Below are 26,479 nucleotides of genomic sequence, written 5' to 3' on the forward strand. Positions count from 1 at the left end.
CGACCGAGTCGCAGTCGTATCTCGTCGCCTGCGCGCAAGGCCATCGCCTACGAGGAGATCGGGCCGAGGGATATCAGGCGATCCGCTGCCCCATCTGCGGCCTGGGGATCTTTGTCCTCCCTCGCAGTCCCCTGCCCCAGCCAATCCAGCCGGCAACCAAGGCGAATATTTCGGAGCCGCGACGCAGCGTCGCGAGTTGGGAGGTGGAGGGGCCTGTCCTCTCCGATCCACCCCTGGACGCGTACTCGGCTGGAAATCGTCCTGACTACGCCACGGATGCCGAGATCGAGTGGGAAGACGAGATCCCCGACCAGACCGGCCAGACCGTCGTTGAACCAGCTCCGTCCCTGGCTTCATCCATGGAGCCGGTCGCGCCTCAGCCCACGTCCTTCAAGACATCGGCTGTCAAGCCTGCCTCGACGGCGGACGCGTCTGGCCCGACTACTCCAAGGAGTAAGGTCGGGGCCAAGTCTGGTCGAGCACCGAAATCCCAAGCTCTCGTACCTCAGACATCGGTCAGGCCGACGATTCGCGTCGTGGTCCCCGAAACCTGGAGCGCATGGGCCGTCAGACGCCGGAATGTCCTCATCTTCGGGGGCGTCCTACTCATCGTCAGCGGGACGGTCGCCCTCCGACTCCGACGCCAGCATCTGGCCGAACTCCCGGGGATTGCCGAAATTGGCAGGATCGACGGATTGATTGCGCTCGACGCGGGCGAATTTGCCAAGGCAAAGCCGATCCTTCTCCGTGCCGCCCGCGCTGTGGACGAGATGGGTGGGGAATACGAGGGGGCCGAAGAGATCCGCCAGGGGGCCCGCGAGGCAGCTCTGTTCGCCGATCTCGTCCCTGAATCGCTGGAGACGATCCTCGACGAGGCGGGAAGCCGCGACAGCCAGGCCGATTGGCAGAAGCGATTCGAGACCCTCTACCGCGGACGCTCGATCATTCTCGATGCCCAAATCGCGGCCGTTCCGGCCGAAGGCTCGCCCAAGTCGGCCTATGATCTCGACTATCGGGTCTACTTCGGTCGGGGGCCCAAGCCGACGGGCCGAGGGCGCGTCGACCTGAGCGGATTCGAGCTTTTTGAGCTTTCGAAGCCCAAGCTCGGCGACCAGGTTCGCTTCGGCGCCAGGCTCAAGGCCATTACGTCCGACGAGTCGAGCGGCGACTGGGTCATCTCGCTCGAGCCCGAGAGCGGCGCTTTCATTACCCACGAGTCCGCTCTTACCTCGTTGGGTTGGCCCTCGGGCGAATGAACTCGTCCCGGAAACGACAGGGAGAGTTCCCTCATGCCCCATCGCCTTTCGACATACCTCCTGTTCGCCGTGATGATCATGGCAGGCCCGAAGCTCCCGGCGTACGGGCAGGCGGTCGAGGTTGACGCAGGTGAATTGACCAAGCGAGAGGACCTCGTCGGCAAGGAAGTGATCGTCGACGACCGTCTTGTCTACTTCCAGGAACACAAAGGGCGGGGTTACGACGAGATCACGCTGAAACGAACCCCGGCCCTGATTCGCCTTCCACGTAGGCTCAGGCCAGCCCAGCAGCCGAACGTAAAGACGATCAGGCTAAACGGCACGCTCGGCCACGAGGGAGGGCGATGGACGATCGATGTCCTTTCCTGGGAAGGTCTTCCGTCGGAGATCGAGCGCATCGACAAGGCCGTCGGTGCGCTCCCTCCCGGTGATTTCGAGGGGCGGGTACGCTGGGGCCAGTGGGCCGAGCGGCGTGGCCTGGCGTATCACGATGATGCCTTGGTTGGTCGCGGTCGGGAACTAGCCATCGAAGCGCTACGGATCGAGGCGGAACAGCCGGCCAGCGACAAGCCTGCGCGCTGGCTCGCGCTGGCCAGATCGGCTAAGGAACGCGGGATCGAGGAGCCTGAACCGTCTTCATTGGCACATCGGGCCTTTCGAGACCTGCTCGAGCGGGCGAAGTCGGCTGAGGCCGTCGCCCCCCTTCCCGACCGGATCGCCGAATTCTTGCCCTCATCAAGGGAACCTCGCCCCGACGCTCTGACCGCCTGGGACGCCCTCTATCGTCGAGACCCGGAGAAGGCCTACCGGTCGGCCTCTCTCGAGGCGAGAAGGTTGCTCGACCGTCGATTGATGGCGGACGCCTTGCAACGGGGCTTCGAACTCTCACTAAAGGAAAATCCTTCCGAGGGCCTGAAACTTGCCGACCGTGCCGACGAGAAGCTCCCCGATCGTCCGGATGTGGCTGCCGGTCTCAGGCTCAAGGGGATCGACTCGATCTCGAATGAACTTGGGACGCTGAGACAGGAAGAAGTTCAATCTCTGGCCAACCGGCTGCGGGTCGACTTGAAAGACCCCGATCGAGCACGCAAGCTGCTCAAAGATTGGCTCGACGAACGGCGCTCACACCGCCTTGGCTCCTCGGATTCAGAGGGAAGGACGCTCCTGGCCTCGCTCTATGAGTCGATGCTCGGAGATCGCAAGACCGCCTCCGACCTCCTCCACGAGGCCGCGAGCATCGACCCCGAGTCGAAGACAGTCGCCGATGCGTTTCGACGGCTGGGTTACCTGAAAGTCGACGGCCGCTGGACGACGACGCGAGGCGCCGATGGGCGTTCGGAGAAGCTTCCTTCGACGCCCGGCTCGCCGGCCGATGGTCCTGGCGACTTGATCGCTCGCGGGATGACCCGTTCACAGGTCATGACGAAGCTGGGAGGCAAGCCGGATCGCGTCGTGAGGAATGCAACTCAGGGACAGGTTCTGGAACAATGGATTTATCGGGGCGAACGCAGGTCCCAGATCGTGAATTTCGTCCAGCGGCCGGGAGTGCCTCAGCCGACGGTCCTGGAATATTATTCCGTCCCCTGAATCGACGTCCTCCCTGTGGCAGATGACCTCTTACACGTGCTGTCGCGATGCTGTCGCGGTTTTTTTGCATTCGCGAGTTTATTACCAGACCGCGATCACTTAACTCGTTGCGATCGAAACATCTCGAGAAACTAGGGCGATCTTTTCGTGGCTCACCATTTTTGCTGGGGAGTGAACTAAAGTAAAGAATTCGGAGTCTAAGGGTGGACGGAAATTGTGCGAGTTGATCCGGAAAGCCCGGGTCTGGAAATTCCGCGAAAAAGTGGATCCGTTCAAACCTTTATCGTCACAGTGCGTAGAACTCTCACGGAAGGTTCGGGTGTCTGACGTCCTCGCCGTTCGGCGCGTCGTATGCTAGTACGGTTCACTTCCTCGAACCGGGACCGGCTCGATGCCTTGAAGCATGAGTCGAACGGATCGTATTCGACGACGGCCGATCATCCGCCCAGCAGCTTGCACTGCCCATCCTCCGGCCGTTCGTTTTTCTCGGACCGACGCTTGATCAGGGTGTATTGGCGTCGTGCGTATACACCAGGAGGCTGTCAATGGCCCGCAAAGATGCTCTCCTCCGACTTCACGCGCGGCTGGTCACTCGCCGCGATGCCTTGCGTAAAGCCCTGAGCGGAGATGTCCAGGAATTTTACGACCTCGCCGCTTCCGACTTCGTCGGCGACCAGGTCGACGCGGCGGTCGATACCGCCAATGATGAAATCAGCACCCAGCTCGTTGAGATCGAGAGCCGGGAGCTTGGTCAGATCGAGCATGCCCTGGATCGGATTGTCAAGGGACTTTACGGTCGATGCGAGTTCTGCGGCGAGAAGATCGCCGAGGCGAGGTTGAACGCACTCCCTTACACCAACTCTTGCATCGATTGCCAGCGAGAGAATGAGCGGACCGGCGGCCGTTACGGGGCTTCAGCCTCGACGCCCGATTCGGGCCGTTGGGCGAGTGTCTTCGGCAAGTCGAGCGACGACTCCGACGGCGATTCGCCGGTGAACCTGAGCGACTTCGAGCTCGATCTGAGTGAGACCGGGCGTTGAGGTCTAGGATCGTCTCGCCGATGTACAACAGACGGGCCACCGGGATGATACCGGCGGCCCGTCGCCGTTTGCGGCCGACTTCGACCGACAACTTTTGACTCTCCCCCTTCAAGCGATGTATATTGACCAGGGCTTGCCTTACCGTGGGCCTCATGAGATGTCGCGAATGACAGTTTCGCTCGCTTGAAAGCCCGGCTCGAAACGTCTGGATCTGGGGATCATTCCCTGCCCGACCGAGCCGAGACCAGCCGTGGCGAGTGCCCCGAAGATCCTGGAACGGAGCCGGCCGCCCATGTCGCGACCTTCCGCTTGGTTAGGGGCGATCCTCGCCCTAGGCATCGGCCTCGGGCTTGGCCTCAGCATGGGACATGGTGGCCGCTCTCTGGTCGCCCAATCCGTCGGCGTTCCCGCGGCCAACACTGAAGCGGCAACCGTCGCGAACGCGGCCCAGGCCGCCGGCCGAACGGCCGATGACGTGGCCCTCTACGGGCAGCTCAGCAAACAATATGAGCAGTTCGCCTCGGTCAATCGGACGTTCGAGCTCGTCTCACGCGCCGTCTCGCCTTCGGTCGTGCACATCGTGGCCAAGAAGTCCCACAAACGCGACGACGCCCAGAAGCTCGCGTTCGAGGAGACCGGATCGGGCGTCCTTGTCCGGGACCCAACCCGTAACGGCAGTTACGTCCTGACGAATAACCACGTCGTGGAGGGGGCCGTCGCCAATGAGATCGACGTGTTCCTGCACGATGGCCGCTCGCTCAAGCCGACGCGAGTCTGGCTCGACGCCAAGGCGGATATTGGCGTGCTCCTGCTCCCAGATTCGAGCCTTCCAGCTGCCCGACTCGGCGATAGTGACGACGTCGCCGTCGGTTCCTGGGTCCTGGCGCTAGGAAGTCCATTCGGACTCACCCATTCGGTGACCCAGGGGATTATCAGCGCCCGGGGCAGGCACGAACAGGAATTGCAGGACGACGGCGTTGAGAATCAAGACTTCTTGCAGACAGACGCGGCCATCAATCCGGGCAACTCCGGCGGCCCGCTGGTCAACATGAAGGGCGAGGTGATCGGGATCAATACGGCCATCGCCTCCAACGGCGGCGGCAGCGAAGGGGTCGGCTTCAGCATCCCGATCAATCTCGCTCGCTGGATCATGGACCAGCTGATTGCGTCGGGCAAGGTGAGCCGAGGCCGGATTGGCGTCGTCCTGGATGACGTCCGTCCCGAACAGGCCCTCAAGTTGGGCCTTCCCAGGCCAAGGGGGGCTACCGTCCTTAACGTCCAGGCCGACTCGCCAGCTTCCAAGGCGGGAATGCACGATGGCGACGTGATCCTGCGATTTAATAGCGTCGAAGTGGTGGACCTCAACCATCTGATAAACCTGGTGTCGATGGCCCCGATTGGCCGGTCGGCTCACGTGATCCTCTGGCGTGAACGCCACGAGCTGGCCGTGCAGGTCACGATCGCATCGAAGGACCAGAGCATCGCGCTCGGCCCCGACGAAGTTCCCAAGCTCGGCCGTGATGGCTTCTTGCGACGCCCGAACCGTCCAGGGCAGCCCCAGGCCCCGAAAACCGAGGAATCGCAATACCCGTGACGGCCCCTCTGCGCGACTGCCTGGCGAGGCTTGGCGCCGGGCTGAATCTCTCGACCGAAGCCGTTCGAGATGCGGTCGATTCGATCATGGCAGGGGAGGATATCTCTCCCTCGCTCATCGCCGCGTTTCTCACCGGCCTCGCCGTCAAGGGAGAGACGGCCGACGAGTTACTCGGTGTTCTCAGCGCGGTCCGAGCCCGGATGGCTTCGCCGTTCAACCCGCTCCCGGGCGACGTCCCCATCCTGGATACGTGCGGCACTGGAGGCGACCTGACCCATACATTCAACATCTCGACGGCCTCGGCCATCGTGGTTGCTGCATGCGGGGTCCGGGTGGCCAAGCACGGGAACAGGGCGGCCTCGGGCAGCTCTGGCAGCTCGGATGTCCTGAGCTGCCTTGGCCTCAAGCTCGACCCTGGCCCCGAGATTCTTCGATGCTGCCTGGAAGAACTCGGGATCGCGTTCCTTTTCGCTCCCCGATTCCACCCGTCACTCGGCGCGGTCGCCCCGGTGCGCAGGCAACTGCCATTCCGGACAGTCTTCAATCTGATCGGCCCGCTGGCCAATCCTGCCTCGCCGACTCATCAGCTAATAGGCGTGTCCGCGGCCCGTCCTGCCGACCTGATGGCGGAAGCTCTCACCCGGCTGCCAATCCGTCGGTCTGCGGTTGTGACCGGCGCAAAGGGGCTCGACGAGGTCTCGCTCGACGGGCCGACGGTGGTCAGGCTTGTGGAGGGTGGAGAGGTTAGTTGCATGACCTGGCAGCCCGAGGATTTCGGATTGCCCAGGACGGGGACTGAAGGGGTCCGCGTCGGCGGCCCAGAGGAGAGCGCCGGTATCATTCGCTCGGTCCTGGAAGGGCACGACGGCCCCGCGCGCTGGCTGGTCCTGGCCAATGCGGCGGCCGCCCTCTGGGTTGTCGATCCCTCGGGAGGTCTGACAGCCGGCGTGAAGCGCGCTCAGGAGGCCCTCGATTCGGGCCGTGCCGCGCGTCTACTCTCCGACTGGACCGCTCTCAGTCAGCGAGCGTGTTAGCCGGGACGATCCAGAGATCTTCGAACACGTCGTACCCGGCCGGATTCAGCCCGAGGGCAAGATAAGTTGCCCTTGCCGGCCCATTCTGATGCTCGACATAGAGTCGGATTCCGATGACGTCGCTGGTGGATTTGGCCGCCTCATGGACCGACCGGTAGAGGGATCGGAAAACCCCGCGGCTCCTTCCTGGCTCGGCGACGTAGACGCTTTGAAGCCACCAGATCCAGCCGCAACGCCAGTCGCTCCACTCGCGGGTGACGGCGATCTGGCCGATCACCGCTCCCTCCTCTTCAGCAACCCAGTAGCGAAGGCGCTCGGGGTCTGCGAGTGCCGCGACGAGACCACGCCTGAGAACCTGAGCGTCGAGCTCCTTGGACTCGGTCTCGGAGGCGAGGGCCCGATTGAAGACGACGAGGACGTCTATGTCTTCGGGGCGTGCGTCGCGAATGGTCCAGCGGGCCGGGCCTCGATCGATGAATGGGCTCAACGCCGTTCACCCCTGCGGTTGCGAGCCCTTCGGCTGGCTTCCTGGAGGATCCGATGATCGTCCTCGGTCAACCCAGTACGGCCTTCCCGAGCGATCTTGGCGAGCACCTCGTCGAGCTTGGCTTCGAGTTGATCTTCGGTGGCCACCACCGTGGGAGCCGATCGGGTCGACTCGGCCACCTCGGGGGTCCAGGTCGGCCCTCCGGACGAGACTCGTGTGCTGGGCATTTCCATCGGCTCGGGACGAACGATCCGGAATTTTGGCCGCCGCCGCCTGCCCAGGTCCAACCTGGAGAATCGCAGGTCGCCAACCTTGTAAAGATAGCCGTAGAGAGCGCCTCCCAAGTGCGAGGCCACGGCAACCTGACCGGCGGTCCCCTGGAAGAGTTGGAGCGTCTGGAAGCTCAGATAGATGGTCAGGAGCAGCCAGATTTCGAGGGGAAGGACGAAGAAGAGCAAGACTTCGCGGCGCGGATAATACGTGGCATACAGGACGAACAGGGCCGTGGTGGCCCCTGATGCACCGATCATCGCATGCGTACGAATGTCTGCATGCGATCCGAAATAGTCCGCCAAGGCCCAGCAGAGCGTGGAGAAGACGGCTGCGCCCAGGTACATGATGGTGAAGTCGCGACTGCCGTAGATCGATTCCAGGTCGCGGCCGAACCACCAGAGGATGAGCATGTTGAACAGGATGTGAAGCGGGTCGCGGACGTTGTGCAGGAACGTGGCGGTCAGGAGCCGCCAGACCTGAAACTGCTCGAAGATCAAGGCACTCTGTGCATCGAACGCCTGCTGCAGCGTCGGTATCAGGACGCTGGCGACGTATGCGACCACATTGATCAAAATCAGGGCCTTGCACGCGGGGGCGACCCCGGAGAAGAGCCCGAAGCCTCGCGAGTCGTCGCGGTAATACTCGCGGTCGTAGATCCCCATGATCGCTCCGGCGACGGTCGGGCCCGGTCTCGCGTGCGAGGCGGCAGCATCACGTTTATCATCGGCGCCATCGCCGCTACTGTCAACGGGTGGAAAGGCCCGGCGTGACGACCGGCGTCGGGCCGGAAAAATCGCGAGGTGAGGCCTACGTCCCCCGCACGCCTCAATCCGACAGGAGGGCGTCGATCGCCTCGCGTTTGTTGGCGTAGATCGGCCAGACCATATCGAGCGAGGTGAGGTGGAGCAGCTCGCGTGCGTGCGGAGAAACCCCCGCCAACGCGACACTCCCCCCCTTGGCGGTGGCGGACTTCCAGCATCGGAGGAGGAAGCCGATGAAGACCGAGCCGAAGTAGTTGACCCCGCTGAGGTCGAAGATAATCTGCGGCTCGGCCTCGGCCAGGACCGGACCCATGACGAGTCGCGCGGCCTGACTCTGATTCTCGAAATCCATCGTCTCGAGCGAGGGAGAGGCCGTGACGATCGTCACGTCGCCTCGCCGCTCGATGGTGAACGCGTCGGTGAGCTGCGGTTCTGCCATGGCGAGAGGCCCGGTGAGGTCGCGATGTCCGACAGTCCATTTTGTTGGACTGGATCAGACTAAGGGCGACGGGGCCCGACTCACAAGGTCAAACCAACGCTCAGGCCGAAGGGCGACTTTCGGAGAAGGCGCGGACGACCTGGTAGAGATCGTTGCTGACGAGCAGCTGGTCGTCCTCGAAGTCGCGCAGCCAGACGTAATTGTCGCGATAGGCCTGGGCCAGCAGGGCGTAAAGCTCCGCGAGGCGGATGGGGACGACCGGTAGATGATCCTCGGCGTTTGAGTCTTCGTCGGGATGCGGGAAGACGCGGAGACGAGCTGTGGCCATCGTGATAACCCCTTCCATGAGGTCGTGCTTCGGCGTCCGGCTGCCGGACACCTCCACTTTGCCAGCCCGGACCACGCGACCCGCCTCGGGGAGCATCGCCGTCGTCCGACCACCTTCTGCCATTCCGTCGAGAACTTTTATCGGGCATGGCGGAGGCCGGGCATGAATTAAAGTGCGGAAAATCCGCGCGATCGTCGCAACCGACCCCCGATCGACTCTCTCCAACGGGGAGTTTGGGAATCGCGACTCGAGCGAACTCGCGAGAAGAGGCGGGTCGCAATTGGATTCCGGCGAAAAGACGGTCATACTGGCGGGTCCGTGAAGACGCTTTCCGCCCGCCGTCGCAAGAAGCGAGTCCTCTTAGAATTACTTCGCCGATGGTCATAACCCCATCACCACGTGACACCCGGAGCCTACTCCCGATGGATCTGCCCTTCCTGCACGGCATCGTGCCCCCGCTGGCGACCGCGTTCAACTTGGACGAGTCGATCGATGTCACCTCGTACGGGGCATTCATCGAGCACCAGATCAGGAGCGGGGTCCACGGCCTCTGGGTCCTTGGGACGACCGGTAGATTCGATCTGATCCCCGACGCCAACCAGCGGATCGTCGCCGAGACGGCCATCGAGACCGCCGCGGGACGACTGCCGATGGTCCTCAACGTGTCGGACATGGGGACCAAGCGGACCCTGCAGCGGGCCGAGATGTTCGACGACCTGGCCTACGACTATTATGCCGTTCTGGCACCCTGGTATCAGCCGATGACCCAGGCTGAAGTCGTCGACTATTACACCACGGTCGCCGATCGGCTCTCAAAGCCGCTCATCATCTACAACGCCCCGTGGGTGTCCAACATGTTGGACTTCAAGCACCTGCGGCTCCTGGCCGCCCATCCCAGGATTCACGGGTGCAAGGACGTTAGCCCCAGCCTGACCCGGACCCTGGCCTGGCCGGTGGCCGAGCGGCGGGCGATGAACTTCGCCTACCTGCACGCGAACGACTCGATGTCGCTGTCGACCGAGCTTGGTTCCGACGGGTTCGTCACGGCCATGATCAACGCCTTCCCCGAGCTCATCGTGGCTCTCTGGGACGCCGCGCGTGCCGACGATGCCGAGCGGGCCTCCAGGCTCCAGCAACAGCTCACCCGGCTCTCCCTGGCCCTCGAATTCGGGCCGATGCTGGCGTGCCTGGAGTCGATCTGCCGATACAGAGGCTTCTTCCAGAAGATGTTGCCCTCCCCACTCCGCTCGCTGGACGAGGAGGCAAACCGCCGCGTGATCGAGCTCATCGAGTCGGTCGGGGTATTGCCGGAACAGCTCGCGCCCGCGGCCTGATCGCGGGGCGAAACCGGGGGCGACACGGCCCCCGCGTTCTGCTAATGTCCGCCCCGATGGGTGGCCCGGAAGGATCCAGGTTCGCCCCGACGAGAACGCCGACGTTCAATCGTCCACGGAAGGACTCAAGGGCATGGATGCTCTCGGCCTAAGCATCGGTTCGGCCCGCCGCCTGTCGGTGCTGATCCTCACCCCCGTCTTCGTCGTGATGTCTGCCGGTGCCTCCGTCCGGACGGCGAATTTCGTCGTCCACGCCGAGACGGCCGAGGTCGCCCGCGAGGTCGCGAACCAGGCCGAAAAGGATCGGGCCAAGATCGCCAAGGAATGGCTCGGGCGCGAGCTGCCCAGGTGGCCCCAGCCCTGTCCGATCAAGGTGAAGCTGACCGCGGGCGAGGCCGGAGGCCTGACCTCGTTCGGCTTCGCCGGCGGAGGAGTCACCGACCAGTCAATGAGCGTCGAAGGTCGGCTCGACCGCATCCTCGCCTCGGCGATCCCTCACGAGGTGACGCACACCGTCTTCGCAGCCTACTTCGGCGCCCCGATGCCGCGCTGGGCCGACGAGGGGGCATCGCTCCTCAGCGAGGACGACCGCGAGAAGCATCGACACGACCAGATCGCCGTGAACTTGCTGGCGAGGCGCGGCGATTGGCCCCTGGTGAAGCTCTTCGTGTTCGAAGACTATCCCAGCGACCTGATGGGCTTTTACGGGCAGGGCTACTCGATCTCCCGATTCCTGGTCGAGATCGGCGGCCGTCCGAGGTTCCTCGGCTTTGTCCGCGAAGGGATGGAGTCCGGCTGGGACAAGGCGACGCTCAAGCATTATGGGCTCGCCGACGTCCGCGAGCTGGACCGGGCCTGGCGGGCCTGGCACACCGTCTCCAACGAATCGCAGCCCGGCACGCCCGGCAATGTCGAAGTGGTCCGAGCCCAGTCGGACGCGGTGAATGACGACCTCCACGTCAGCCGCCGGTTCGCCGCGTCCCGCCGCTCAGAAAAGCGTGTAGATGAACGGGGCAGCCGCCGTCGCTGACAGGGCGATCAGGGCGCCGAGTAGCAGCAAGGCGCCCAGGATCGGGATCATCCAGAGCTTCTTGTTTGCGGTGAGGAAGCTCCAGAGCTCGGCGAGCAGCGATGGCTCGGCATCCGAAGCCGCCCTCTCGAATTCGTTCCGCGACGGCTCGGTGCCCATCGTTGTCGCCCCGTTTCCCGGCTCGTACGTTTAATACTGGCGGAAGTAAGACGAGACATCACCCGGAATTGGCTTAGGCTCCCAGTAGGAGGTCGCTGAAGGATCGGGCCCAAGGCGCAGGGGGTCGTGGCCCATCAGCCGCAACATCAGGCCGATCGGCGTGACCAGCCCATAGAAGACCAGGCCAAGCAAGACCTTCGAGACCATCCAACGGATCGGCGAGACGGCGATCATCCAGCCTACGAAGATCGGCCGGGCGATCGAGGGCAAGGCCAGGCCTGTCAGGCCCAGGGCGACCCCCGCGCCAATCCAACCCAACGGCCAGTTGCGGGCCATGCCCAGGATCAGGATCAGGCCCGTCAGCATCACCGAAAACTGGCGGAGCTGTCGCGTCGGCGGGTTGCGTGAGACCTCGGGGAAGATCAAAGCGAAAGTTCCTCGACGGATCGGGCCATGAGTTATCCGCTCGCAACCCGGGTCATTTTACCACGGCCGCATGGGGCAGGCTCGCCGTCTCAGTCAGGGGCGAACCTGGAGAGGTGGCGTTCGCGCTCGACTTCCGTCATCGAGGCGACCGACTCGCCCTTCTCGACCACCAAATTTTCCAGGACGAGCAAGTCCATCCCTGTCGTCTGGAAGCAGAGATAGGCGTCCTCAGGGGTGTTAACGATCGGCTCGCCGCGCACATTGAAGCTGGTGTTCACCAGCACGGGGCACCCTGTCAGTCGTCCGAACTCGGCGAGTAAGCGGTGGAACCGCGGATTGCGTTCGGCGTCGACGGTCTGGACACGGGCGCTCTGGTCGACGTGCGTCACGGCCGGGATCGTCGACCGGGCCACCTGCACGCGTCGCCTCAGGTCGGGGTCGTCACGCATTAACTCCTCGTCCCCGGCCGAGATGGGAACGCGGCGAGACTCGCGGACATTGGCGACCAGGAGCATGTAAGGGCTATCCTGCCCCGGCTCCAGCTCAAACCAGTCATGGGCGCTCTCGGCCAGGACGGCCGGGGCGAACGGGCGAAAGCTCTCGCGGAACTTGATTTTCAGGTTCATGGTCGACTGCATGGCCGGCGAACGGGGGTCGCCCAGAATGCTCCGCGCCCCCAGAGACCTGGGGCCGAATTCCATCCGACCCTGGAACCAACCGACGACCTTCCCCTCGGCGAGCCTGCCCGCCACGAACGCGATCAGGACCGCCTCGTCCTCGAAGGTTTGAGCCACTCCTCCCAGGAGTTCCACCCGAGCGAGGCAGTCGGCCGTCGTATAACTCGGGCCTAGCAGGGAGCCTCGCATCGCGTCCCGCCCGTTCGGTACTCTCGGCCGGTCGAGGAGCTGATGCCAGGCGAACAGGGCCGCGCCCAGGGCCCCCCCGGCGTCGCCGGCCGCGGGCTGGATCCAGAGGTCGTCGAAGCCGGACTCGCGGAGGATCCGGCCGTTGGCCACGCAGTTCAGGGCGACCCCGCCGGCCAGCACGAGCGACCGCTCGCCGGTCTTCCGGCGTAGGTGGGCGGCGATACGCAAGACGACCTCCTCCAGGACGGCCTGGATGCTCGCCGCGAGGTTCATGTGCCGCTGGTCGAGGTCGGACTCGGGCGTGCGCGGTGGTCCACCGAAGAGGGTGTGGAACCGCCGGCCGGTCATGGTCAGCCCATGCGGATAGCGGAAATAGGCCATGTTCAGGCGGAAGCTGCCGTCGGGCTTCAGGTCGATCAGCTCGCGTAGGATCAGGTCGCGATAGACCGGCCTGCCATACGGGGCCAGGCCCATCAGCTTGTATTCGCCGCTGTTGACCTTGAACCCGCAATACGTCGTGAAGGCGGAATAGAGCAGGCCCAGCGAGTGCGGGAAGCGGATCTGGTCGCTGAGCGTGATCCTGTTGCCGGATCCGATCCCCATCGTCGTGGTCGCCCACTCGCCGACGCCGTCGAGGGTCAGGATCGCCGCCCGATCGAAGGGGGATGCGAAGAAGGCGCTCGCGGCGTGGCTCTCGTGGTGATCGTTGAAGAGGAGCCGCGCGCGAGTCTCGCCGCCGAGGCCGGCCCTGATGGCCCGACGCAGGAGTAGCTTCTCGCGAAGCCAGACGGTCATCGCCATCGAGAAGCTGCCTAGACCCTGTGGGGCATAGGCCGTGTAGGTCTCGATGAGGCGGTCGAGCTTCGCCAGCGGCTTCTCGTAATAGGCCACGTAGCTGAGGTCGGCCGGAGTAAGGCCCGCCTCGCCGAGGCAAAACTCGACGGCCTGGCGTGGGAACGCGGGGTCGTGCTTGACCCGGCTGAACCGCTCTTCCTGCGCGGCCGCGACGATCTTGCCGTCCACCACCAAGGCGGCCGCGCTGTCATGATAGAACGCCGACAGCCCGAGGATCGCGGTGGTCATCGGAGCGGGTTCGCCGGCGTGTGTTGGAAAGGACCTCATCCGTCCATCACGGTAAACCTAACCTGCGATCGGCTCAAGACACCGACGCAACTGCGTCCCCACCCCGCCCCGATTCAGGAGGTTTACATTGCGTTGGACTGGAACGGGTGGGAAGCTATTCGTGGTCAATTTCGATTTCGATGCGGGCTTCCCTCCCACTTTCGAGGAGTCGGATATGTCGCAGATTCGCGGAACCTTGCTCGGCCTGGTGGCCTTTGGGACAGTATTCATGAGTCAAGACGCCAATGCGGAGCTGAAGGTCGGGGACAAGGCCCCCGACTTCTCGTTGCAGGCCTCAGACGGCAAGACGTACACGCTCGAGCAGTTCAAGGGCAAGCAGCCGGTGGTGATCGCCTGGTTCCCCAAGGCCTTCACGGGCGGGTGCACCGCTGAGTGCAAGTCGCTGCGCGAGCACAGCGCGACCCTCAAGGAGCTGAAGGCCGCCTACTTCACGGCCAGCACCGACGAGGTCGCCAAGAACACCGAGTTCGCCAAGAGCCTCGACCTCGACTACCCGATCCTCAGCGATCCCGTGAAGGACGTCGCCAAGGCCTATGGCGTGGTGCACGAAGGGCGCGCCGTGGCCGAGCGTTGGACGTTCTACATCGACAAGAACGGCGTCATCAAGGCGATCGACAAGACGATCAAGACCGCCCAGGCCGGCCCGGATGTGGCCGCGAAGATCAAGGATCTGAAGCTGGCCGACTGACCGATCGGTTGAGAACGGGTCGCCGTCCGTCCCGCGCACCGATGCGAGGATGGGCGGCGACGCCACATGCGCGTACCGCTCATTCGGCGGGCTTGCCGGTGGTCTGAACCTCGACCCAGCGGGCCTTCAGATCACCAAGGATGATCCAGAAAAGATGACTGTGCATCCGGCCTGGGACCCGCCCGCATTCCGCGGCGTTGTAAGAGTCGGGCTCGCTGTATTCGAGGTGGTGGGCCACTTCGTGCAGGAACGTGTCGAAGAGTTCTTCCAGCGGTCGACGGCCCGCACCGGTCTCGTGGGTATAGACGCGAATCAGTCGCCGCGCGCGATAATAGCTCCCCAGCCGGTTGCGGGTCGGCCGGGTGTTCATGTCGACGTCAAACGTCTCCCGGCACGGATAGACTCGGCCGAGGCGGTGAAGGAAGAGTGCGGACAGGGCCCCGATCGGGGGCTCGAACCGGAACGGGGCCCGTTCCTTGGCCGGCTTCCTGACGACGACCTCCGACCGCTCGGCCTTCTCGACGACGAGATTGCCACCGAAGTTTGTCGCACGCCTGGCCAGGTCGACGAGGTCGAATCGCATCGGGTCGATCCATTGCTTGCCGCCGTTGGGATGCACCAGCCAATACCGATCGATCATCTGTGCCCGCAACGTTTTGAAGAACCTCTGGAAGCGACCCGCCGCCATCGGCCGCCGCTTCGCCCGGCATTTGATGGCCATCAAGCTTAGCATGGGGTTCCCCTGGCGACCAAACGACGAGCCGCCGGATTTGACCGCGAGGCCTCCAGGAATTCATCGGCGTTCGGTCGCGAGAGCATCGCCTTTCGTTGCGCCGGGCCCCGTCCAGTGACGAGGGGGCTTGTTTCGATCTCCTAAGTCTTGCGATCTCGTGACACGCCGGTGACGATGTCGTCTCAAGGCCGGCCTCACCTGCGAGGCCGGCCGATGCCGCTCGAACCGTCCGAGGCACAGGCCGTGGCACTCGTCTTCACCTCGTCGCACCCCCTGGTCAAATCGAAGCTGGCTCGGTTGAGGGCGACGTCGACCCAGGCGGCCGAGTTCCGAAGCCTCGTCCGGTCGCTGGCCACCCTGCTGGCGAGCGAAGCCACCGTCGATTTGCGAACCCGCGAGGTCGACGTGCAGACGCCGCTCGGCCGGGCGCATGGCCATGTGCTGGCCGACACCATCGGCATCGTGCCAATCCTTCGAGCGGGCCTGGGCATGGCCGACGGCGTGCTCGAACTGATTCCCGACGCCGAAGTCTGGCACCTCGGGCTGTACCGCGACGAGGCGACGTTGCAGCCGACCGAGTATTACAGCAAGCTCACCTCGGCGACCCGCATCTCGCTGGCGATCATCGTCGACCCGATGCTCGCCACGGGCGGATCCGCCGTGCGGGCATGCGAGGTCCTCCGAAACGCCGGCATCTCCAACATCAAGTACGTGTCGCTGATCGCCGCTCCCGAAGGAATAGCCCGCCTTTCCGCCGCGATGCCCGAAGTGCCAATCTATGTCGGCGTCATCGATTCCCATCTCAACGACGTCGGCTACATCCATCCGGGGCTGGGCGATGCGGGCGACCGTCAATTCGCGACCGATTGAGCCTGGAGCCGTCACATGCGGGCCGTCGACCTGATCCGGAAGAAACGCGACGGTGGGCGTCTGGAAGCCGATGAGATCGGCTGGCTGGTGAGTGGGATCGGCCGTGAGGTGCCCGACTACCAGTGGTCGGCCCTGATGATGGCCATCCTCTGGCGCGGGATGGATGCCGAGGAGACGGCTTCACTGACCGATGCGATGCTCCGGTCAGGTACGGTGGTTGACCTATCGGACATCCCCGGCCTGAAGGTGGACAAGCACAGTACCGGCGGCGTCGGCGACAAGACGTCTTTGATCCTGGCGCCGATTGCAGCGGCGGCGGGCGTGGTTGTTCCGATGGTCTCCGGCCGTGGTCTGGGTCATACCGGCGGGACGCTGGACAAATTGGAGTCGATCCCGGGCTTCTCGGTTCATGCCGACCTGCACCGATACAAGGCGATTCTTCGCGAATGCGGCCTGGTCATGATCGGCCAGACGGACGAGATCGCACCGGCGGACAGGACGCTTTACGCGCTTCGAGACGCCAGCGGCAGCGTCGAGTCGCTCCCCCTAATCGCCGCCTCGATCATGTCCAAGAAGCTGGCCGAAGGGATCGACGGGCTTGTCCTCGACGTCAAAACCGGCCACGGTGCCCTGCTGCCGCCACTCGACGAGGCTCGTACGCTGGCACGCACGATGGTCTCGATCGGCAGGCTACTCGGCAAGCGAATGAGGGCCATGATTACCCGGATGGACCAGCCCCTCGGCCTGGCCGTGGGCAATGCCGTCGAGGTGGCCGAGTGCCTGGCCTGCCTCCACGGCGATGGCCCTTTGGACCTGATGGACCTGTCGATCGAGCTTGCCGCCGAGATGATCCTGATGGGCGAGCGAGCCCCCACGCTCAATGAGGCCCGCACGCTCGCCCGACGGACCATCGCCGACGGTTCCGCGCTCGGGCGATTACGCAGCCTGATCACTGCCCAGGGGGGAGACCCATCGGTGGTAGACGACACGAACCGCCTGCCCCAGCCCGACCTCTCGATCGTTGTCCCGGCCCCGCGCGGAGGCTTCGTCCATGCCGTTGAGGCCAGGACCATCGGACACGCGGCGATGTCACTCGGGGCGGGGAGGTCCCGACTCGATTCGATCATCGACCCGGCCGTCGGCGTCCTGCTCGGCAAGAAGATCGGCGATCGTGTTGAGGTTGGCGAGACCCTATTTACAGTCCTAACCAGGCGGAATGCGCCGTCGACCGAGCCTGCTATCAATAAGATTCTCGGGGCCTATCGGATCGACGACGAGCCGATCAAGGCCGAGCAACTCATCGTCGAACGTCTTTGATGCCGAGAGGAGCCCGTCGTGGATGACGATCGCGTTGCAGCGGCAGAAGAAGCCGCCAGCTGGATTCGAGGCATTGTGCCCGAACCGCCGGTCATCGCGATCGTACTCGGGTCGGGCCTGGGCGAGCTAGCGGACCGTCTCAAGGATGCGGTTCCGATCGAATACCGTGAGATCCCGCGATTTCCCCGGACGACCGTCGAAGGGCATGCCGGGAGGCTCATCGCCGGGACGCTCTCCAATCGGCGAGTCTGGATTCTCCAGGGCCGTTTCCATCACTACGAAGGGCACGACCTCGACGCCGTGACCCTGCCCGTTCGCGTCTTGCAGCGTCTCGGCGTCCAAACCCTGGTCCTCACCGCGGCCACCGGGGGCATCCGCGTCGATTGGCGTCCTGGCCAGATTGTCTGCCTCTCCGATCACCTGAATCTGCTCGGGGTGAATCCGTTGCGAGGCCCGAATGACGACCGGGTGGGACCGCGCTTCCCGGACATGACCGAAGTCTACTCCCGTGCGCTGAGAAGTCTCGCGCGAGACGAATCCAATAGGTTGGGGATCCCACTCGAAGAAGGAGTTTACGCCTGCCTTCCGGGCCCGAGTTACGAGACTCCCGCCGAGATCAAGATGCTGCGGACGCTCGGAGCGGACGTCGTCGGGATGTCCACCGTTCCCGAGGCGATCGTGGCCAGGCATGGCGGGACGGACGTGCTCGCATTCGCCCTGGTGACCAACGCGGCGGCCGGAGTCTCGGGAGCGCCGATCACCCATCAAGAGGTGATCGAGGCCGGCCGAGACGCCGGGCCCAGGCTGGGGAATCTGATCGAGGCCATTGTCGGTCGGCTCCCGGCCTAGACGCCCCTGGCCCCAGCCCCGCCGTAGGCTCTGTCGAGGAGGTCGACCGGGTGGGCCACCTCAATCGGGCTACCTGATTCCTTCACCTTACGGGCGATCTGGAGGATGCATCCGACGTTGCCGGTGGCCACGCAATCGGCCCCCGTCGCCGCGATCCGGTCCATCTTCCGCCTACCCAGGCGTTCGGACATCTCGGGCTCGGTCAGGTTGTAGGTCCCGGCTGCGCCGCAGCAGAGTTCCGACTCTTCAAGCGGGACCAACTCGACACCGGGGATCATGCCCAGCAACTGCCGGGGCTGGCTCCGGATCTGCTGGCCGTGGCAAAGGTGGCAGGCGTCGTGATAGGTGACCTTCATGGGCACCGGGACCGTCGGAGCGATGGGTCCGAGTTTGACGAGGAACTCGGTGATGTCCATCACCTTGGCGACGAATGCCTTGGCCCGCTCGTGGTCCGGCCCGTGCAGCAGGTGGTCATAATCCTTGAGCATCGCGCCGCAGCCGGCGACGTTCACGACGATCGCGTCGTAGTCTTCCGGATTGAGCGCCTGGATGTTCTGGCGGGCGAATGCGAGCGCGGGTGCTTCCGAGCCCGAGTGGTAATGGATGGCGCCACAACAGGCCTGGGCGCGGGGGATGTGCACCTCGCAGCCGTTCTTCTGGAGCACCCGGGCCGTTGCGTGATTGGTCTCAGGGAACATGGCGTCGGAGACGCAGCCCAGGAACATCGCCACGGTCGCACGCTTCGGGCCGATCGCGGGCAGGACCTCAGGGAGCGGCTTGGGCCGGGCCTTCAGGTCCGGCAACATCGACTGCATGCGCTGGAGTGTCGTGGGCAGGAGCCTGGTCAACCCAGACTTCTCGGCGAGGTTCAGTAGGCCTGTCGCCTGCATCAAGCGGGCCGGTAGCAGGCTCAGCTTGACGCGCTTGGTGTAGGGGAAGAGGTGGTGCAAGATCAGACGCTGGAGCATGCTCGCCTTCTGAGCGGGCGATGCCGAGTGGTGAAGCGCGATCTTGAACGGCTCGATGAGCTTGGCGTATTGCACGCCGGAGGGGCATGCGCTCTCGCAGGCCCGGCAGTCGAGGCAGAGATCGAGGTGATGTCGGACCTCGGGGGTGACCGCAGTCCGGCCGTCGACGACCGCACGCATGAGATAGATGCGCCCACGCGGACCGTCATTCTCGTCGCCGGTCTCGACATACGTCGGGCAACTCGAGGTGCAGAGTCCGCAGTGAATGCAATCCTGGAACTGGCGATATTCGATCTTCTCGGCCAGCCAGTTCAGGTCGACGCCGGCCTGGGCGGCGGGGACCTGTCGACCGCCGGGATCGGCCAGAATTCCGTGAGGTCCGGTGACGACCGGCCCGATGGCGGCGCTCGACATGGGGTGGGCCCGTGCGGGTTCGAGGAGAGGAGGAGTCGGCTCGGCTCGCGGCGGCGGGATCGACCGGGCGTTCCTAAATTGTACCGAGGAATCGCCCGGGGTTCATGATCCCGGCGGGGTCGAGCGCCTTCTTGATTCGTTCGGTGAGGTGCCAGTCGGGCCTGGGATCGCCCCAGACCTTGAGGGCCTCCTTGCGGTCGGCCGGGCAGCGGGTCAGCACCACGCTCCCCTTCCCTCGTGCGGCCTCGGCCCTGAGGGCCGGGATTGCGGCGTCGGCACGCTCGATGTCGCCAAGGGCATGACCCCGGAGGATGCCCGAGCCCGCGTGGGCGCCTAGCTCCCAGGCTTCGGGGTCGAGCGAGCCTGCGAGTCCGGCGACTGCCGAAGGGACGACGTTGGCGAGGAACGAGAGCGGGCCCGGCTCGGCGGCCGGGAACTCGGCCAGCGCCGACCAGAGCGGCGCCGACTCCTGATCGCGGAGTACGGACAAGCACCCGTCCAGCTCCGACTGAAGCCGGTCGACCTGCCAGTCGACAGAAGCCTTGTTATCCTCGAAGCCCACGACGAGAACCCATGCCGCTTCCGGCAGCCCAACAGGTCCGCCAACCCGCCGGGCGGCCGCGCGATTGAGCAGCTCGAGCGCGACCGGTCGAGTGCCCGACATGTTCAAGGAGGCAAGCCGCCGCTCGATCTCCGCGGGATCGTCGATGGGCCGCCAGGCGAGGGCGCAGGCCTCGGGCTTGGGCCTCACCTTCAGAGTCAGCTGGCTGATGATGCCGAGCGTCCCCATCGAGCCCGTCAGGAGCTTGGGCAGATCATAACCGGCGACGTTCTTGACGACGCGCCCTCCACCCTTGACCGGCTCGCCCGCGGCGCTCACGTAGCTGATGCCGATGATCTGGTCTCGGGGCCGGCCCCAGCCCAGGCGTTTGGGCCCGGTGGCGTTGCAGGCGAAGATGCCGCCGATCGTCGCGCGGTCGCCTTGCGGCGCGTCGACGTTCAGCCGCTGGCCGTGCTCGTCGAGCACGCCGGCGATTGCGGAAAGGGTCAGGCCGGCCTCGACGGTGATCGTCATGTCGGCGTGGGGGTAGTCGATGACCCGGTTCAAGCCCGTCGTGTCGATGATCACGCCCGGGCGACTCGGGAGGCCGCCATAGTCGAGCGACGTGCGGCCCCCTTGCGGGTAGATGGCCGTTCCGTCGGCGGCGTGTCGTCCCACAAACTGGCTGAGGGCTTCGACGGACTCGGGGCGTTCGTGGGCGATGGCGAGGCGGCTATCGCCGAGAGGGCCGGCGGCCGGCGATTCGGGCCAGATCAAAGGAATCTCTCCGGGGGCGTGGTCGGGGAAGCCTCGCCGGGCAGGTCATGATGATCCACGCCTGAGAGGATGCGATCGGCCGCCTCCTGCACCGCGCGGATGGTGGCAAGGGTCCATTCATCGAAGACGCCCGGCCAGGCGTCGGTGTGCAGAATCTGGCTTTCAAAGGCGAGACGGTAAAGGGCGTGGGCCACGCGGCGGTCGATGGCGGGCGTGTCTCGAAGTTGCACCTCGACCTCGGCCAGGGCCGCTTCCAACTCGGTCACTGAGGTGAGCGGAACGGCCTCTCCCCGACGGAGCGACGGCAGGAACGCCATCGGGTCCTCGGCGTCGTCGAGGCCGGCGTGGCGGCGGAGGGCCTGGGCGGCGGGGCTGAGGACGAAGCTCATCGGTCGAACCTCGGCGGGGTTCGCGGGATCCTGGAGCAGGCGGATCGGCGAGAAGGCTTCGCCCACCGCCGCAGTTGGCTGCATCTCGGCGGACAGCTCGGCCAGGTATTCGGGATCCTCGGAGATTGCGGTGAGACCTTCCAGGGTCCCTCGCCTCGCCTCCGACTCCTCGACCATCTGCCGCTCCTGGGCGGCCTCGATCGCGCGCCGAAGCAGGCTCGTGCAGTAGTCCTGAACGGAACCGGCGCCGGCGCGTCTCGCCTGCTCCTGGGCCCAGTCGATGAGGGTCCCGGGCAGATAGAGTGTCAGGCGAAGGGGCTCGGCGTGCGGATCTGGCAGGTGCTCGTCGCCGGTCCGATACAGGCCCGGCAGGCGCTTCCAGCGGGAATACATCGGTCGCTTGGCCAACGGGGCGGCCTCCGTACGTCGTTCGGTCGCGTGGGTCAGGCCGAGGCTCGGTGGCCCGGATGGCTGCGCTCGATGCACCCGGCGCCCCCGGGAATGACCTTATCGGGGCTGCAACGCCCGTCGGGGTTGAACGCGTTGCGAATCTTGGTCATCACCTCGAGATCGATCGGCGTGAAGAGCTTGCTCATGAACGAGATCTTCTCGACCCCAATCCCATGCTCGCCCGTCACGCTGCCGCCGAGGTTGATGCACTCGTCGAGGATCTCGTGGCTCGCTTCGAGCGCCCGCCGGACCTGATCGGGGTCGCGATCGTCGAACATCAAGATCGGATGGATGTTGCCGTCGCCTGCATGAAAGACGTTGGCAATCCGGATGTCGTGGCGCCGGCTGACCTGGTTCATAAACTCCAGAATGTCGGGCAGCTTGGTCCGCGGGACGACCCCGTCCTGGGTGCAGAACGCGGGCGTAAGCCGGCCGATGGCGCCGAAGGCCGACTTGCGACTCTTCCAGATGGCGATGTATTCCGGCTCTTTGCGGGTGTACCAGGCGATCGACCGGCTGATCGACCCCTTGCCGCCGCTGACGATGGAGGAGATCGCCTGCGCCTCGCGGTCCATGCCGGCGTCGAGGCCGTCGACCTCGATGATCAAGACGGCGCCTGCCTCGGTCGGGAACCCGAAGTGAAACGCCTTCTCGACGGCTCCGATCATGAGCTGGTCGAGCATTTCCAGGGCCGCCGGCACGATGCCCGCCGCGACGATCTGGCTCACGGTCTCGGTGGCGTCGGCCACGCTGTCGAAGACGGCAAGCAAGGTCCGGCCTGCCTCGGGGTCGCGTACCAGGTTCACCGTGATCCTGGTGACGATCCCGAAGGTTCCCTCGCTGCCGACCACCAGGCCGATCAGGTCATACCCCGGGCTGTCTTCGGCCAGGCCGCCGATCTCGACAACCTCGCCGTCAGGCAAGACTAGTTCGACGGCCCGAATGTGATTGACCGTCACCCCATATTTCAGGGTGTGGGGCCCGCCGGAATTGGTCGCCACGTTGCCGCCGATGGTGCAGGCGCCCTGGCTCGAAGGGTCGGGGGCGAAGTGCAGGCCGGTGCCGGCCAGGGCGCGGGTCAGCCAGACGTTGACGACACCGGGTTCGACCACGGCATATCGGTCGCGGGCGTTGATCTCGAGGATCTTCTTCATCCGGGTCATGCAGATCATCACACCGCCGCCGATGGCAAGCGTGCCCCCCGCCAGGCTGGTGCCGGCGCCTCTGGGGACGAACGGGATGTTGTGGCGATTGCAGGCCTTGACGACCTCGACCACCTGCTGGGTCGTGGTCGGGAAGACGACGACGTCGGGGATGCTCTTCTCGATCACGTAGCCGTCGCACTCGTAGACGAGCAGCTCGCTCTCGTGACAGATCAAGCCGTCCTTGCCGACGGCGACGGTGAGCTCGTCGATGAGCGCTCTGGGGAGAGTCGGAGTCTCGGCGACGGCCATCGTGGGGCGACCCCTTCGGTCCCGCGTGAAGCCGCGGCCCGACGGGCCCGCGACGCGATCATTGATCCTAGATTAACATCCGCCCCGGCCCGCCGCCACGCCGGCATCGCCCCGAGAACCGAGCCCGGCCCGCAGGATCGTCAGGCCTGCTTTCCCTCGACCGCCAGGAGCAGGATGACCATGGCAATCGTCAAGGGACGCGGCATGATCGAGTCCGCGTCTTGGGAAAGCTCGACGTCGAAGGATTGCGTGAACCAGTTGAAACGCCCCGCGACGGTGGCCACGTTGCGGCCGTCGACCTCGATGTGGAAGGTCTGGGGCATGAGTAGCGCGAGCATCTCGTTGAACCGGCGGAAGAATGCCTTCCAGCCGCTGTCCTCGGTGACCCGGCCGCGGACGACCCCATCGGCATCGAGGATCTCCCACTTATCCCGGAACAAGGAACTCCAGCCTTTTCGCCTGAGCGACCCGAAGCACTCGTTGGTCTGGGCGTCGTAGACATGATAGCTGGCGCTGAAGTCGATGATGCGGTCGGACTTGATTCGCAGGAGCTCATGCGATTGGGCCTCGTCGGCGAAGACCCGAATATCTTCCTTCAGCCTGAATGCCTTCTGCCGCGAGTAGGCCAGGAGAGTGCCGTCGAAGGCCCTGAGATGGAACTGGGCCCCGAGCAAGGTGAAGATCTTCCGCCTCGCCTGGAACTGGTCGACCTGATAAAGCTCGGGCGTGGTCGTCATCGTCGGGGTCTTTCCTGCCGAAAAGGGGTCCGGGGCGCGGAGCCGGCATGCGGGCGACATGATATTCGTCGGAGCCGTCCGTGTCTCGCGGCCATCGCCCGAAATCGTTGGGAAAGATCGGGGAGGCGAGCCGACGGGGGGGCCTTTGGATTGTTGCGTTGAGGAGTCGAGCCGGTTAGCCTTGGCCGTTTGCCCGGAACCTCAGATTTCCGGCCCACCTGTTTTTCTCGGGGAGCGAGACGTCGACCATGGGTGCTGAAGCGCGTATCGCCGAGCTGAATCTGGAGCTTCCCCCCGCGCCCAAGCCGGTGGCGACGTATTTGCCCGCGGTGACGACCGGCAAGTTTGTCTACGTCTCCGGCCACGGCCCGCTGCGTCCCGACGGCTCGCTTCACCAGGGAAAGCTTGGCGACGACCTCGACGTCGCGGCCGGGCAGGCCGCCGCGCGGCAAACCGGCCTGGCGATCCTGGCCACGCTCCAGTCGCACCTCGGTTCGCTCGATAAGATCAAACGCCTCGTGAAGGTCCTGGGTATGGTCAACGCCCTGCCCGACTTCGCCGACCATCCTAAGGTGATCAACGGCTTCTCCGACCTCATGGTCGAGGTCTTTGGTGACGCCGGCAAGGGCGCCCGCAGCGCCGTGGGAATGGGCTCGCTGCCCGGTGGGATCGCCGTCGAGATCGAGGCGATCTTCGAACTGGCTGACTGATCGATCGGGGCGGCCTCGGACGATTCGGTGTGTCGCGGCTTGGACTCGGAGGACAAGGCATTGTCTCGGGCAGGACGCCTTCAGGGGCTCGGGTGCCTGGTGGTCGGTGGGACGAGCGGGATCGGCCTGGCCACGGCCCGGCGATTCGTCGAAGAAGGCGCACGCGTCGTCGTGGTCGGGCGCTCGCGCGCCTCGGCCGAGGCGGCCGCCGCCTGGCTTGTCGACGAGGGTAAGTCGAGCGGCCAAAGATGCGAGGTCTTTGGACTGGCCGCCGACGTCAACGACGAGCCACGGGTCGAGGCGATCTTCGGCGAGACGCTCGAACGCCTCTCCGGCCGCCTCGATGTCCTCTTCCATGTCGCCGGCGTCAGTGGCCGCCGGTTCGGCGACGGCCCGTTGCACGAGTGCTCGGCCGAAGGTTGGGACGTGGTGCTCGGGACTAACACCCGTGGGGTTTTCCTCACGAACCGGGCCGCCGTCAGGCAGATGAGCAAGCAGTCGATCGACGAGTCGGGCCTTCGCGGGACGATCCTGAATATGGGCTCGGTCCTCTCCTGGTCGCCATCGCCCGACCTCTTCAGCACCTACGCCTACGCCGCGAGCAAGGGGGCCATCCAGGCGATGACCATCTGCGCCGCGGCCAAATATGCGCCAGAGCGTATCCGATTCAATATGATCGCACCGGCATTGATCGACACTCCCATGGCCTCGAGAGCCATCAATGACCCGGTGATCCGCGACTATCTGCGGACCAAGCAGCCGATTGCCGATGGGCCGGGTACCGTGGACGACTGCGCCGAGGCGGCTCTCTATCTCTGCGAGCCCGCCTCGCGGTTCGTCACCGGCACAATCTTGCCGGTCGACGGCGGTTGGTGCATCTCGGAAGGCAGGCGGGCGAATGGCTGAGCCGGAGAGGCGTGGCGAAGATGTCCTGACCCAGTACCTCCAAGAGGTCCGGGCGATCCTCGACGCCATCGAGGCCACACAGCTCGACCCCATTCGCCTCGCTTCGGAACGCTTCGCCCGGACGATCGCCGGGGGCCGTCTGGTTCACCTCTTCGGCACGGGCCACTCGCGGATGGCCGTCGAGGAAATGTTCCCCCGCTACGGCTCTTTCCCGGGTTTCCACCCAATCGTCGAGCTGTCGATGACCTTCCACAATCAGGTCGTCGGGGCCAACGGCCAGCGTCAGGCGATGTTCCTGGAGAACGTCCAGGGCTTCGGTCCCGTTCTCTGGCGCAACTTCATCACCAGCCCCGACGACTGCCTCCTCGCCATCTCGACCAGCGGCTGCAACGCCGTCACAATCGACGTCGCCCTGGAAGCGAAGCGACTGGGGATGTTCGTCGTCGCCCTGACCTCGCTCGCCCATGCCGGGGTGTCGACTTCGCGGCACGAATCCGGCTGCAAGCTCCATGAAGTCGCCGACCTGGTCCTCGACCAGAAGGCCCCGCCCGGCGATGCCGTCGTCTGGATCGACGGGCTCGCCTCGCCCGTTGCCCCCGTCTCGAGTATCTCAGGCTGCGCGATCATCAACCTTCTCAAGGCCGATGTTGCCCGCCGACTCGTCGACCTGGGCGCCCCGCCTCACGTCCTGACGGCCTCCTGCCACGTCGGCCCGACGCAGGCCGCCGCCATTTTCGAAGCCACATACGACGACTATCGGCGAAGGGTTGGCGTCCTCTCCAGGTGAGGAGAGAGATCCCACCGAGCCAGCCTTCTCACGGCCAGGCCAGGATTCTGGCCCGTGACGGACCTGGCCATCTCTAGACAATTGCAATTCGATTCAGGTTCGCAAGTCGTTGATTGGCAACACTTTGAAGTA

The 26,479-nt window shown here is 64.9% G+C and carries 27 protein-coding genes; 14 read left to right on the forward strand and 13 right to left on the reverse strand.

Annotated elements, in window-relative coordinates:
- Positions 1–536: 536 nt before the first annotated feature.
- From EP7_RS19705 to trpD, 5 genes are all read left to right on the forward strand, one after another.
- Positions 537–1,256: a hypothetical protein gene (locus tag EP7_RS19705; RefSeq protein WP_463523834.1), complete on the forward strand. Its 720-nt coding sequence runs from the start codon at positions 537–539 to the stop codon at positions 1,254–1,256.
- Between the two features lie 33 nt (positions 1,257–1,289).
- A complete protein-coding gene (locus tag EP7_RS19710) occupies positions 1,290–2,843 on the forward strand; it encodes a tetratricopeptide repeat protein (RefSeq protein ID WP_463523836.1) in 1,554 nt (517 codons plus the stop codon).
- A 545-nt stretch (positions 2,844–3,388) separates the two neighbouring features.
- On the forward strand, positions 3,389–3,883 hold the full coding sequence (locus EP7_RS19715) for a TraR/DksA family transcriptional regulator (RefSeq protein WP_463523838.1): 495 nt from the start codon (positions 3,389–3,391) through the stop codon (positions 3,881–3,883).
- Between the two features lie 292 nt (positions 3,884–4,175).
- A complete protein-coding gene (locus tag EP7_RS19720) occupies positions 4,176–5,477 on the forward strand; it encodes a S1C family serine protease (protein WP_463523840.1) in 1,302 nt (433 codons plus the stop codon).
- Positions 5,474–6,511, forward strand: coding sequence for an anthranilate phosphoribosyltransferase (gene trpD, locus EP7_RS19725; RefSeq protein ID WP_463523842.1), 1,038 nt, complete (start codon positions 5,474–5,476; stop codon positions 6,509–6,511). The genes EP7_RS19720 and trpD overlap by 4 nt, the downstream gene beginning before the upstream one ends.
- On the opposite strand, the gene EP7_RS19730 is transcribed toward trpD, so the two are convergent.
- The 4 genes from EP7_RS19730 to EP7_RS19745 form a co-directional block, all read right to left on the reverse strand.
- Positions 6,492–6,998 (reverse strand): GNAT family N-acetyltransferase, encoded by a 507-nt coding sequence (locus EP7_RS19730; RefSeq protein ID WP_463523844.1) that lies wholly within the window; start codon positions 6,996–6,998, stop codon positions 6,492–6,494. The genes trpD and EP7_RS19730 overlap by 20 nt on opposite strands.
- Positions 6,995–7,933, reverse strand: coding sequence for a rhomboid family intramembrane serine protease (locus EP7_RS19735; RefSeq protein ID WP_463523846.1), 939 nt, complete (start codon positions 7,931–7,933; stop codon positions 6,995–6,997). The genes EP7_RS19730 and EP7_RS19735 overlap by 4 nt, the downstream gene beginning before the upstream one ends.
- A 163-nt stretch (positions 7,934–8,096) precedes the next feature.
- Positions 8,097–8,471: an STAS domain-containing protein gene (locus tag EP7_RS19740; RefSeq protein WP_463523848.1), complete on the reverse strand. Its 375-nt coding sequence runs from the start codon at positions 8,469–8,471 to the stop codon at positions 8,097–8,099.
- Positions 8,472–8,571: 100 nt separating this feature from the next.
- Positions 8,572–8,799, reverse strand: coding sequence for a hypothetical protein (locus EP7_RS19745; RefSeq protein ID WP_463523850.1), 228 nt, complete (start codon positions 8,797–8,799; stop codon positions 8,572–8,574).
- A 422-nt stretch (positions 8,800–9,221) separates the two neighbouring features.
- On the opposite strand from EP7_RS19745, the gene EP7_RS19750 reads away from it, so the two are divergent.
- The gene (locus tag EP7_RS19750; RefSeq protein WP_463523852.1) at positions 9,222–10,133 is read left to right on the forward strand and encodes a dihydrodipicolinate synthase family protein; all 912 of its coding nucleotides are present in this window, start codon (positions 9,222–9,224) and stop codon (positions 10,131–10,133) included.
- A gap of 133 nt (positions 10,134–10,266) precedes the next feature.
- Positions 10,267–11,163: a hypothetical protein gene (locus tag EP7_RS19755; RefSeq protein WP_463523854.1), complete on the forward strand. Its 897-nt coding sequence runs from the start codon at positions 10,267–10,269 to the stop codon at positions 11,161–11,163.
- On the opposite strand, the gene EP7_RS19760 is transcribed toward EP7_RS19755, so the two are convergent.
- The 3 genes from EP7_RS19760 to EP7_RS19770 form a co-directional block, all read right to left on the reverse strand.
- Positions 11,122–11,322 (reverse strand): DUF5989 family protein, encoded by a 201-nt coding sequence (locus tag EP7_RS19760; protein ID WP_463523856.1) that lies wholly within the window; start codon positions 11,320–11,322, stop codon positions 11,122–11,124. The genes EP7_RS19755 and EP7_RS19760 overlap by 42 nt on opposite strands.
- A gap of 30 nt (positions 11,323–11,352) precedes the next feature.
- Complete coding sequence (locus EP7_RS19765) at positions 11,353–11,748, reverse strand: SxtJ family membrane protein (RefSeq protein ID WP_463523858.1); 396 nt, start codon at positions 11,746–11,748, stop codon at positions 11,353–11,355.
- A gap of 89 nt (positions 11,749–11,837) precedes the next feature.
- Complete coding sequence (locus EP7_RS19770) at positions 11,838–13,697, reverse strand: carbamoyltransferase family protein (protein ID WP_463523860.1); 1,860 nt, start codon at positions 13,695–13,697, stop codon at positions 11,838–11,840.
- A gap of 214 nt (positions 13,698–13,911) precedes the next feature.
- On the opposite strand from EP7_RS19770, the gene EP7_RS19775 reads away from it, so the two are divergent.
- Complete coding sequence (locus EP7_RS19775) at positions 13,912–14,445, forward strand: peroxiredoxin family protein (protein WP_463523862.1); 534 nt, start codon at positions 13,912–13,914, stop codon at positions 14,443–14,445.
- A 79-nt stretch (positions 14,446–14,524) separates the two neighbouring features.
- On the opposite strand, the gene EP7_RS19780 is transcribed toward EP7_RS19775, so the two are convergent.
- Positions 14,525–15,133 (reverse strand): hypothetical protein, encoded by a 609-nt coding sequence (locus tag EP7_RS19780; RefSeq protein WP_463523864.1) that lies wholly within the window; start codon positions 15,131–15,133, stop codon positions 14,525–14,527.
- A gap of 258 nt (positions 15,134–15,391) precedes the next feature.
- Here EP7_RS19780 and upp point away from each other — a divergent pair, with 258 nt between their 5' ends.
- Genes upp through EP7_RS19795 form a run of 3 tightly spaced genes read left to right on the forward strand, consistent with a single transcriptional unit; the run spans position 15,392 to position 18,214 of the window.
- Positions 15,392–16,048, forward strand: coding sequence for a uracil phosphoribosyltransferase (upp, locus tag EP7_RS19785; RefSeq protein WP_463523866.1), 657 nt, complete (start codon positions 15,392–15,394; stop codon positions 16,046–16,048).
- Between the two features lie 15 nt (positions 16,049–16,063).
- Positions 16,064–17,365 carry a thymidine phosphorylase gene (locus EP7_RS19790; RefSeq protein WP_463523868.1) on the forward strand — a complete coding sequence of 434 codons (1,302 nt, stop codon included), beginning with the start codon at positions 16,064–16,066 and terminating at the stop codon, positions 17,363–17,365.
- An 18-nt stretch (positions 17,366–17,383) separates the two neighbouring features.
- Positions 17,384–18,214, forward strand: coding sequence for a purine-nucleoside phosphorylase (locus EP7_RS19795; RefSeq protein ID WP_463523870.1), 831 nt, complete (start codon positions 17,384–17,386; stop codon positions 18,212–18,214).
- On the opposite strand, the gene EP7_RS19800 is transcribed toward EP7_RS19795, so the two are convergent.
- The 5 genes from EP7_RS19800 to EP7_RS19820 form a co-directional block, all read right to left on the reverse strand.
- Positions 18,211–19,596, reverse strand: a complete 1,386-nt coding sequence (locus EP7_RS19800; protein ID WP_463523872.1) for a (Fe-S)-binding protein — start codon at positions 19,594–19,596, stop codon at positions 18,211–18,213. The genes EP7_RS19795 and EP7_RS19800 overlap by 4 nt on opposite strands.
- A gap of 73 nt (positions 19,597–19,669) precedes the next feature.
- Complete coding sequence (locus tag EP7_RS19805; RefSeq protein WP_463523874.1) at positions 19,670–20,914, reverse strand: FAD-binding oxidoreductase; 1,245 nt, start codon at positions 20,912–20,914, stop codon at positions 19,670–19,672.
- Entirely contained in the window at positions 20,911–21,711 is an 801-nt protein-coding gene (locus tag EP7_RS19810; RefSeq protein WP_463523876.1) for a hypothetical protein, read from the reverse strand. Before EP7_RS19810 ends, EP7_RS19805 begins: the two co-directional genes overlap by 4 nt.
- A 35-nt stretch (positions 21,712–21,746) precedes the next feature.
- Positions 21,747–23,207 carry an FAD-binding oxidoreductase gene (locus tag EP7_RS19815; RefSeq protein WP_463523878.1) on the reverse strand — a complete coding sequence of 487 codons (1,461 nt, stop codon included), beginning with the start codon at positions 23,205–23,207 and terminating at the stop codon, positions 21,747–21,749.
- 140 nt (positions 23,208–23,347) lie between these two features.
- Entirely contained in the window at positions 23,348–23,944 is a 597-nt protein-coding gene (locus tag EP7_RS19820; protein ID WP_463523880.1) for an LURP-one-related/scramblase family protein, read from the reverse strand.
- A gap of 248 nt (positions 23,945–24,192) precedes the next feature.
- Here EP7_RS19820 and EP7_RS19825 point away from each other — a divergent pair, with 248 nt between their 5' ends.
- From EP7_RS19825 to EP7_RS19835, 3 genes are read left to right on the forward strand one after another with little or no spacing between them, the layout of a single operon-like run.
- Positions 24,193–24,654 (forward strand): RidA family protein, encoded by a 462-nt coding sequence (locus EP7_RS19825; RefSeq protein WP_463523882.1) that lies wholly within the window; start codon positions 24,193–24,195, stop codon positions 24,652–24,654.
- 60 nt (positions 24,655–24,714) lie between these two features.
- Positions 24,715–25,560 carry an SDR family NAD(P)-dependent oxidoreductase gene (locus EP7_RS19830; RefSeq protein WP_463523884.1) on the forward strand — a complete coding sequence of 282 codons (846 nt, stop codon included), beginning with the start codon at positions 24,715–24,717 and terminating at the stop codon, positions 25,558–25,560.
- Complete coding sequence (locus tag EP7_RS19835) at positions 25,553–26,347, forward strand: sugar isomerase domain-containing protein (RefSeq protein WP_463523886.1); 795 nt, start codon at positions 25,553–25,555, stop codon at positions 26,345–26,347. The genes EP7_RS19830 and EP7_RS19835 overlap by 8 nt, the downstream gene beginning before the upstream one ends.
- Positions 26,348–26,479 lie beyond the last annotated feature (132 nt).

The organism is Isosphaeraceae bacterium EP7, from assembly GCA_038400315.1.
Taxonomy (GTDB): Bacteria; Planctomycetota; Planctomycetia; order Isosphaerales; family Isosphaeraceae; genus EP7.

Coding starts and splice junctions, on each gene's coding strand:
- EP7_RS19755 (WP_463523854.1), top strand. CDS start 10,267: ATGGATGCTCTCGGCCTAAGCATCGGTTCGGCCCGCCGCCTGTCGGTG.
- EP7_RS19800 (WP_463523872.1), bottom strand. CDS start 19,596: ATGTCGAGCGCCGCCATCGGGCCGGTCGTCACCGGACCTCACGGAATT.
- EP7_RS19720 (WP_463523840.1), top strand. CDS start 4,176: ATGTCGCGACCTTCCGCTTGGTTAGGGGCGATCCTCGCCCTAGGCATC.
- EP7_RS19745 (WP_463523850.1), bottom strand. CDS start 8,799: ATGGCCACAGCTCGTCTCCGCGTCTTCCCGCATCCCGACGAAGACTCA.
- EP7_RS19735 (WP_463523846.1), bottom strand. CDS start 7,933: ATGGGGATCTACGACCGCGAGTATTACCGCGACGACTCGCGAGGCTTC.
- upp (WP_463523866.1), top strand. CDS start 15,392: ATGCCGCTCGAACCGTCCGAGGCACAGGCCGTGGCACTCGTCTTCACC.
- EP7_RS19835 (WP_463523886.1), top strand. CDS start 25,553: ATGGCTGAGCCGGAGAGGCGTGGCGAAGATGTCCTGACCCAGTACCTC.
- EP7_RS19750 (WP_463523852.1), top strand. CDS start 9,222: ATGGATCTGCCCTTCCTGCACGGCATCGTGCCCCCGCTGGCGACCGCG.
- EP7_RS19815 (WP_463523878.1), bottom strand. CDS start 23,207: ATGGCCGTCGCCGAGACTCCGACTCTCCCCAGAGCGCTCATCGACGAG.
- EP7_RS19825 (WP_463523882.1), top strand. CDS start 24,193: ATGGGTGCTGAAGCGCGTATCGCCGAGCTGAATCTGGAGCTTCCCCCC.
- EP7_RS19790 (WP_463523868.1), top strand. CDS start 16,064: ATGCGGGCCGTCGACCTGATCCGGAAGAAACGCGACGGTGGGCGTCTG.
- EP7_RS19710 (WP_463523836.1), top strand. CDS start 1,290: ATGCCCCATCGCCTTTCGACATACCTCCTGTTCGCCGTGATGATCATG.
- EP7_RS19760 (WP_463523856.1), bottom strand. CDS start 11,322: ATGGGCACCGAGCCGTCGCGGAACGAATTCGAGAGGGCGGCTTCGGAT.
- EP7_RS19820 (WP_463523880.1), bottom strand. CDS start 23,944: ATGACGACCACGCCCGAGCTTTATCAGGTCGACCAGTTCCAGGCGAGG.
- EP7_RS19740 (WP_463523848.1), bottom strand. CDS start 8,471: ATGGCAGAACCGCAGCTCACCGACGCGTTCACCATCGAGCGGCGAGGC.
- EP7_RS19770 (WP_463523860.1), bottom strand. CDS start 13,697: ATGACCACCGCGATCCTCGGGCTGTCGGCGTTCTATCATGACAGCGCG.
- EP7_RS19775 (WP_463523862.1), top strand. CDS start 13,912: ATGTCGCAGATTCGCGGAACCTTGCTCGGCCTGGTGGCCTTTGGGACA.
- EP7_RS19715 (WP_463523838.1), top strand. CDS start 3,389: ATGGCCCGCAAAGATGCTCTCCTCCGACTTCACGCGCGGCTGGTCACT.
- EP7_RS19780 (WP_463523864.1), bottom strand. CDS start 15,133: ATGGCGGCGGGTCGCTTCCAGAGGTTCTTCAAAACGTTGCGGGCACAG.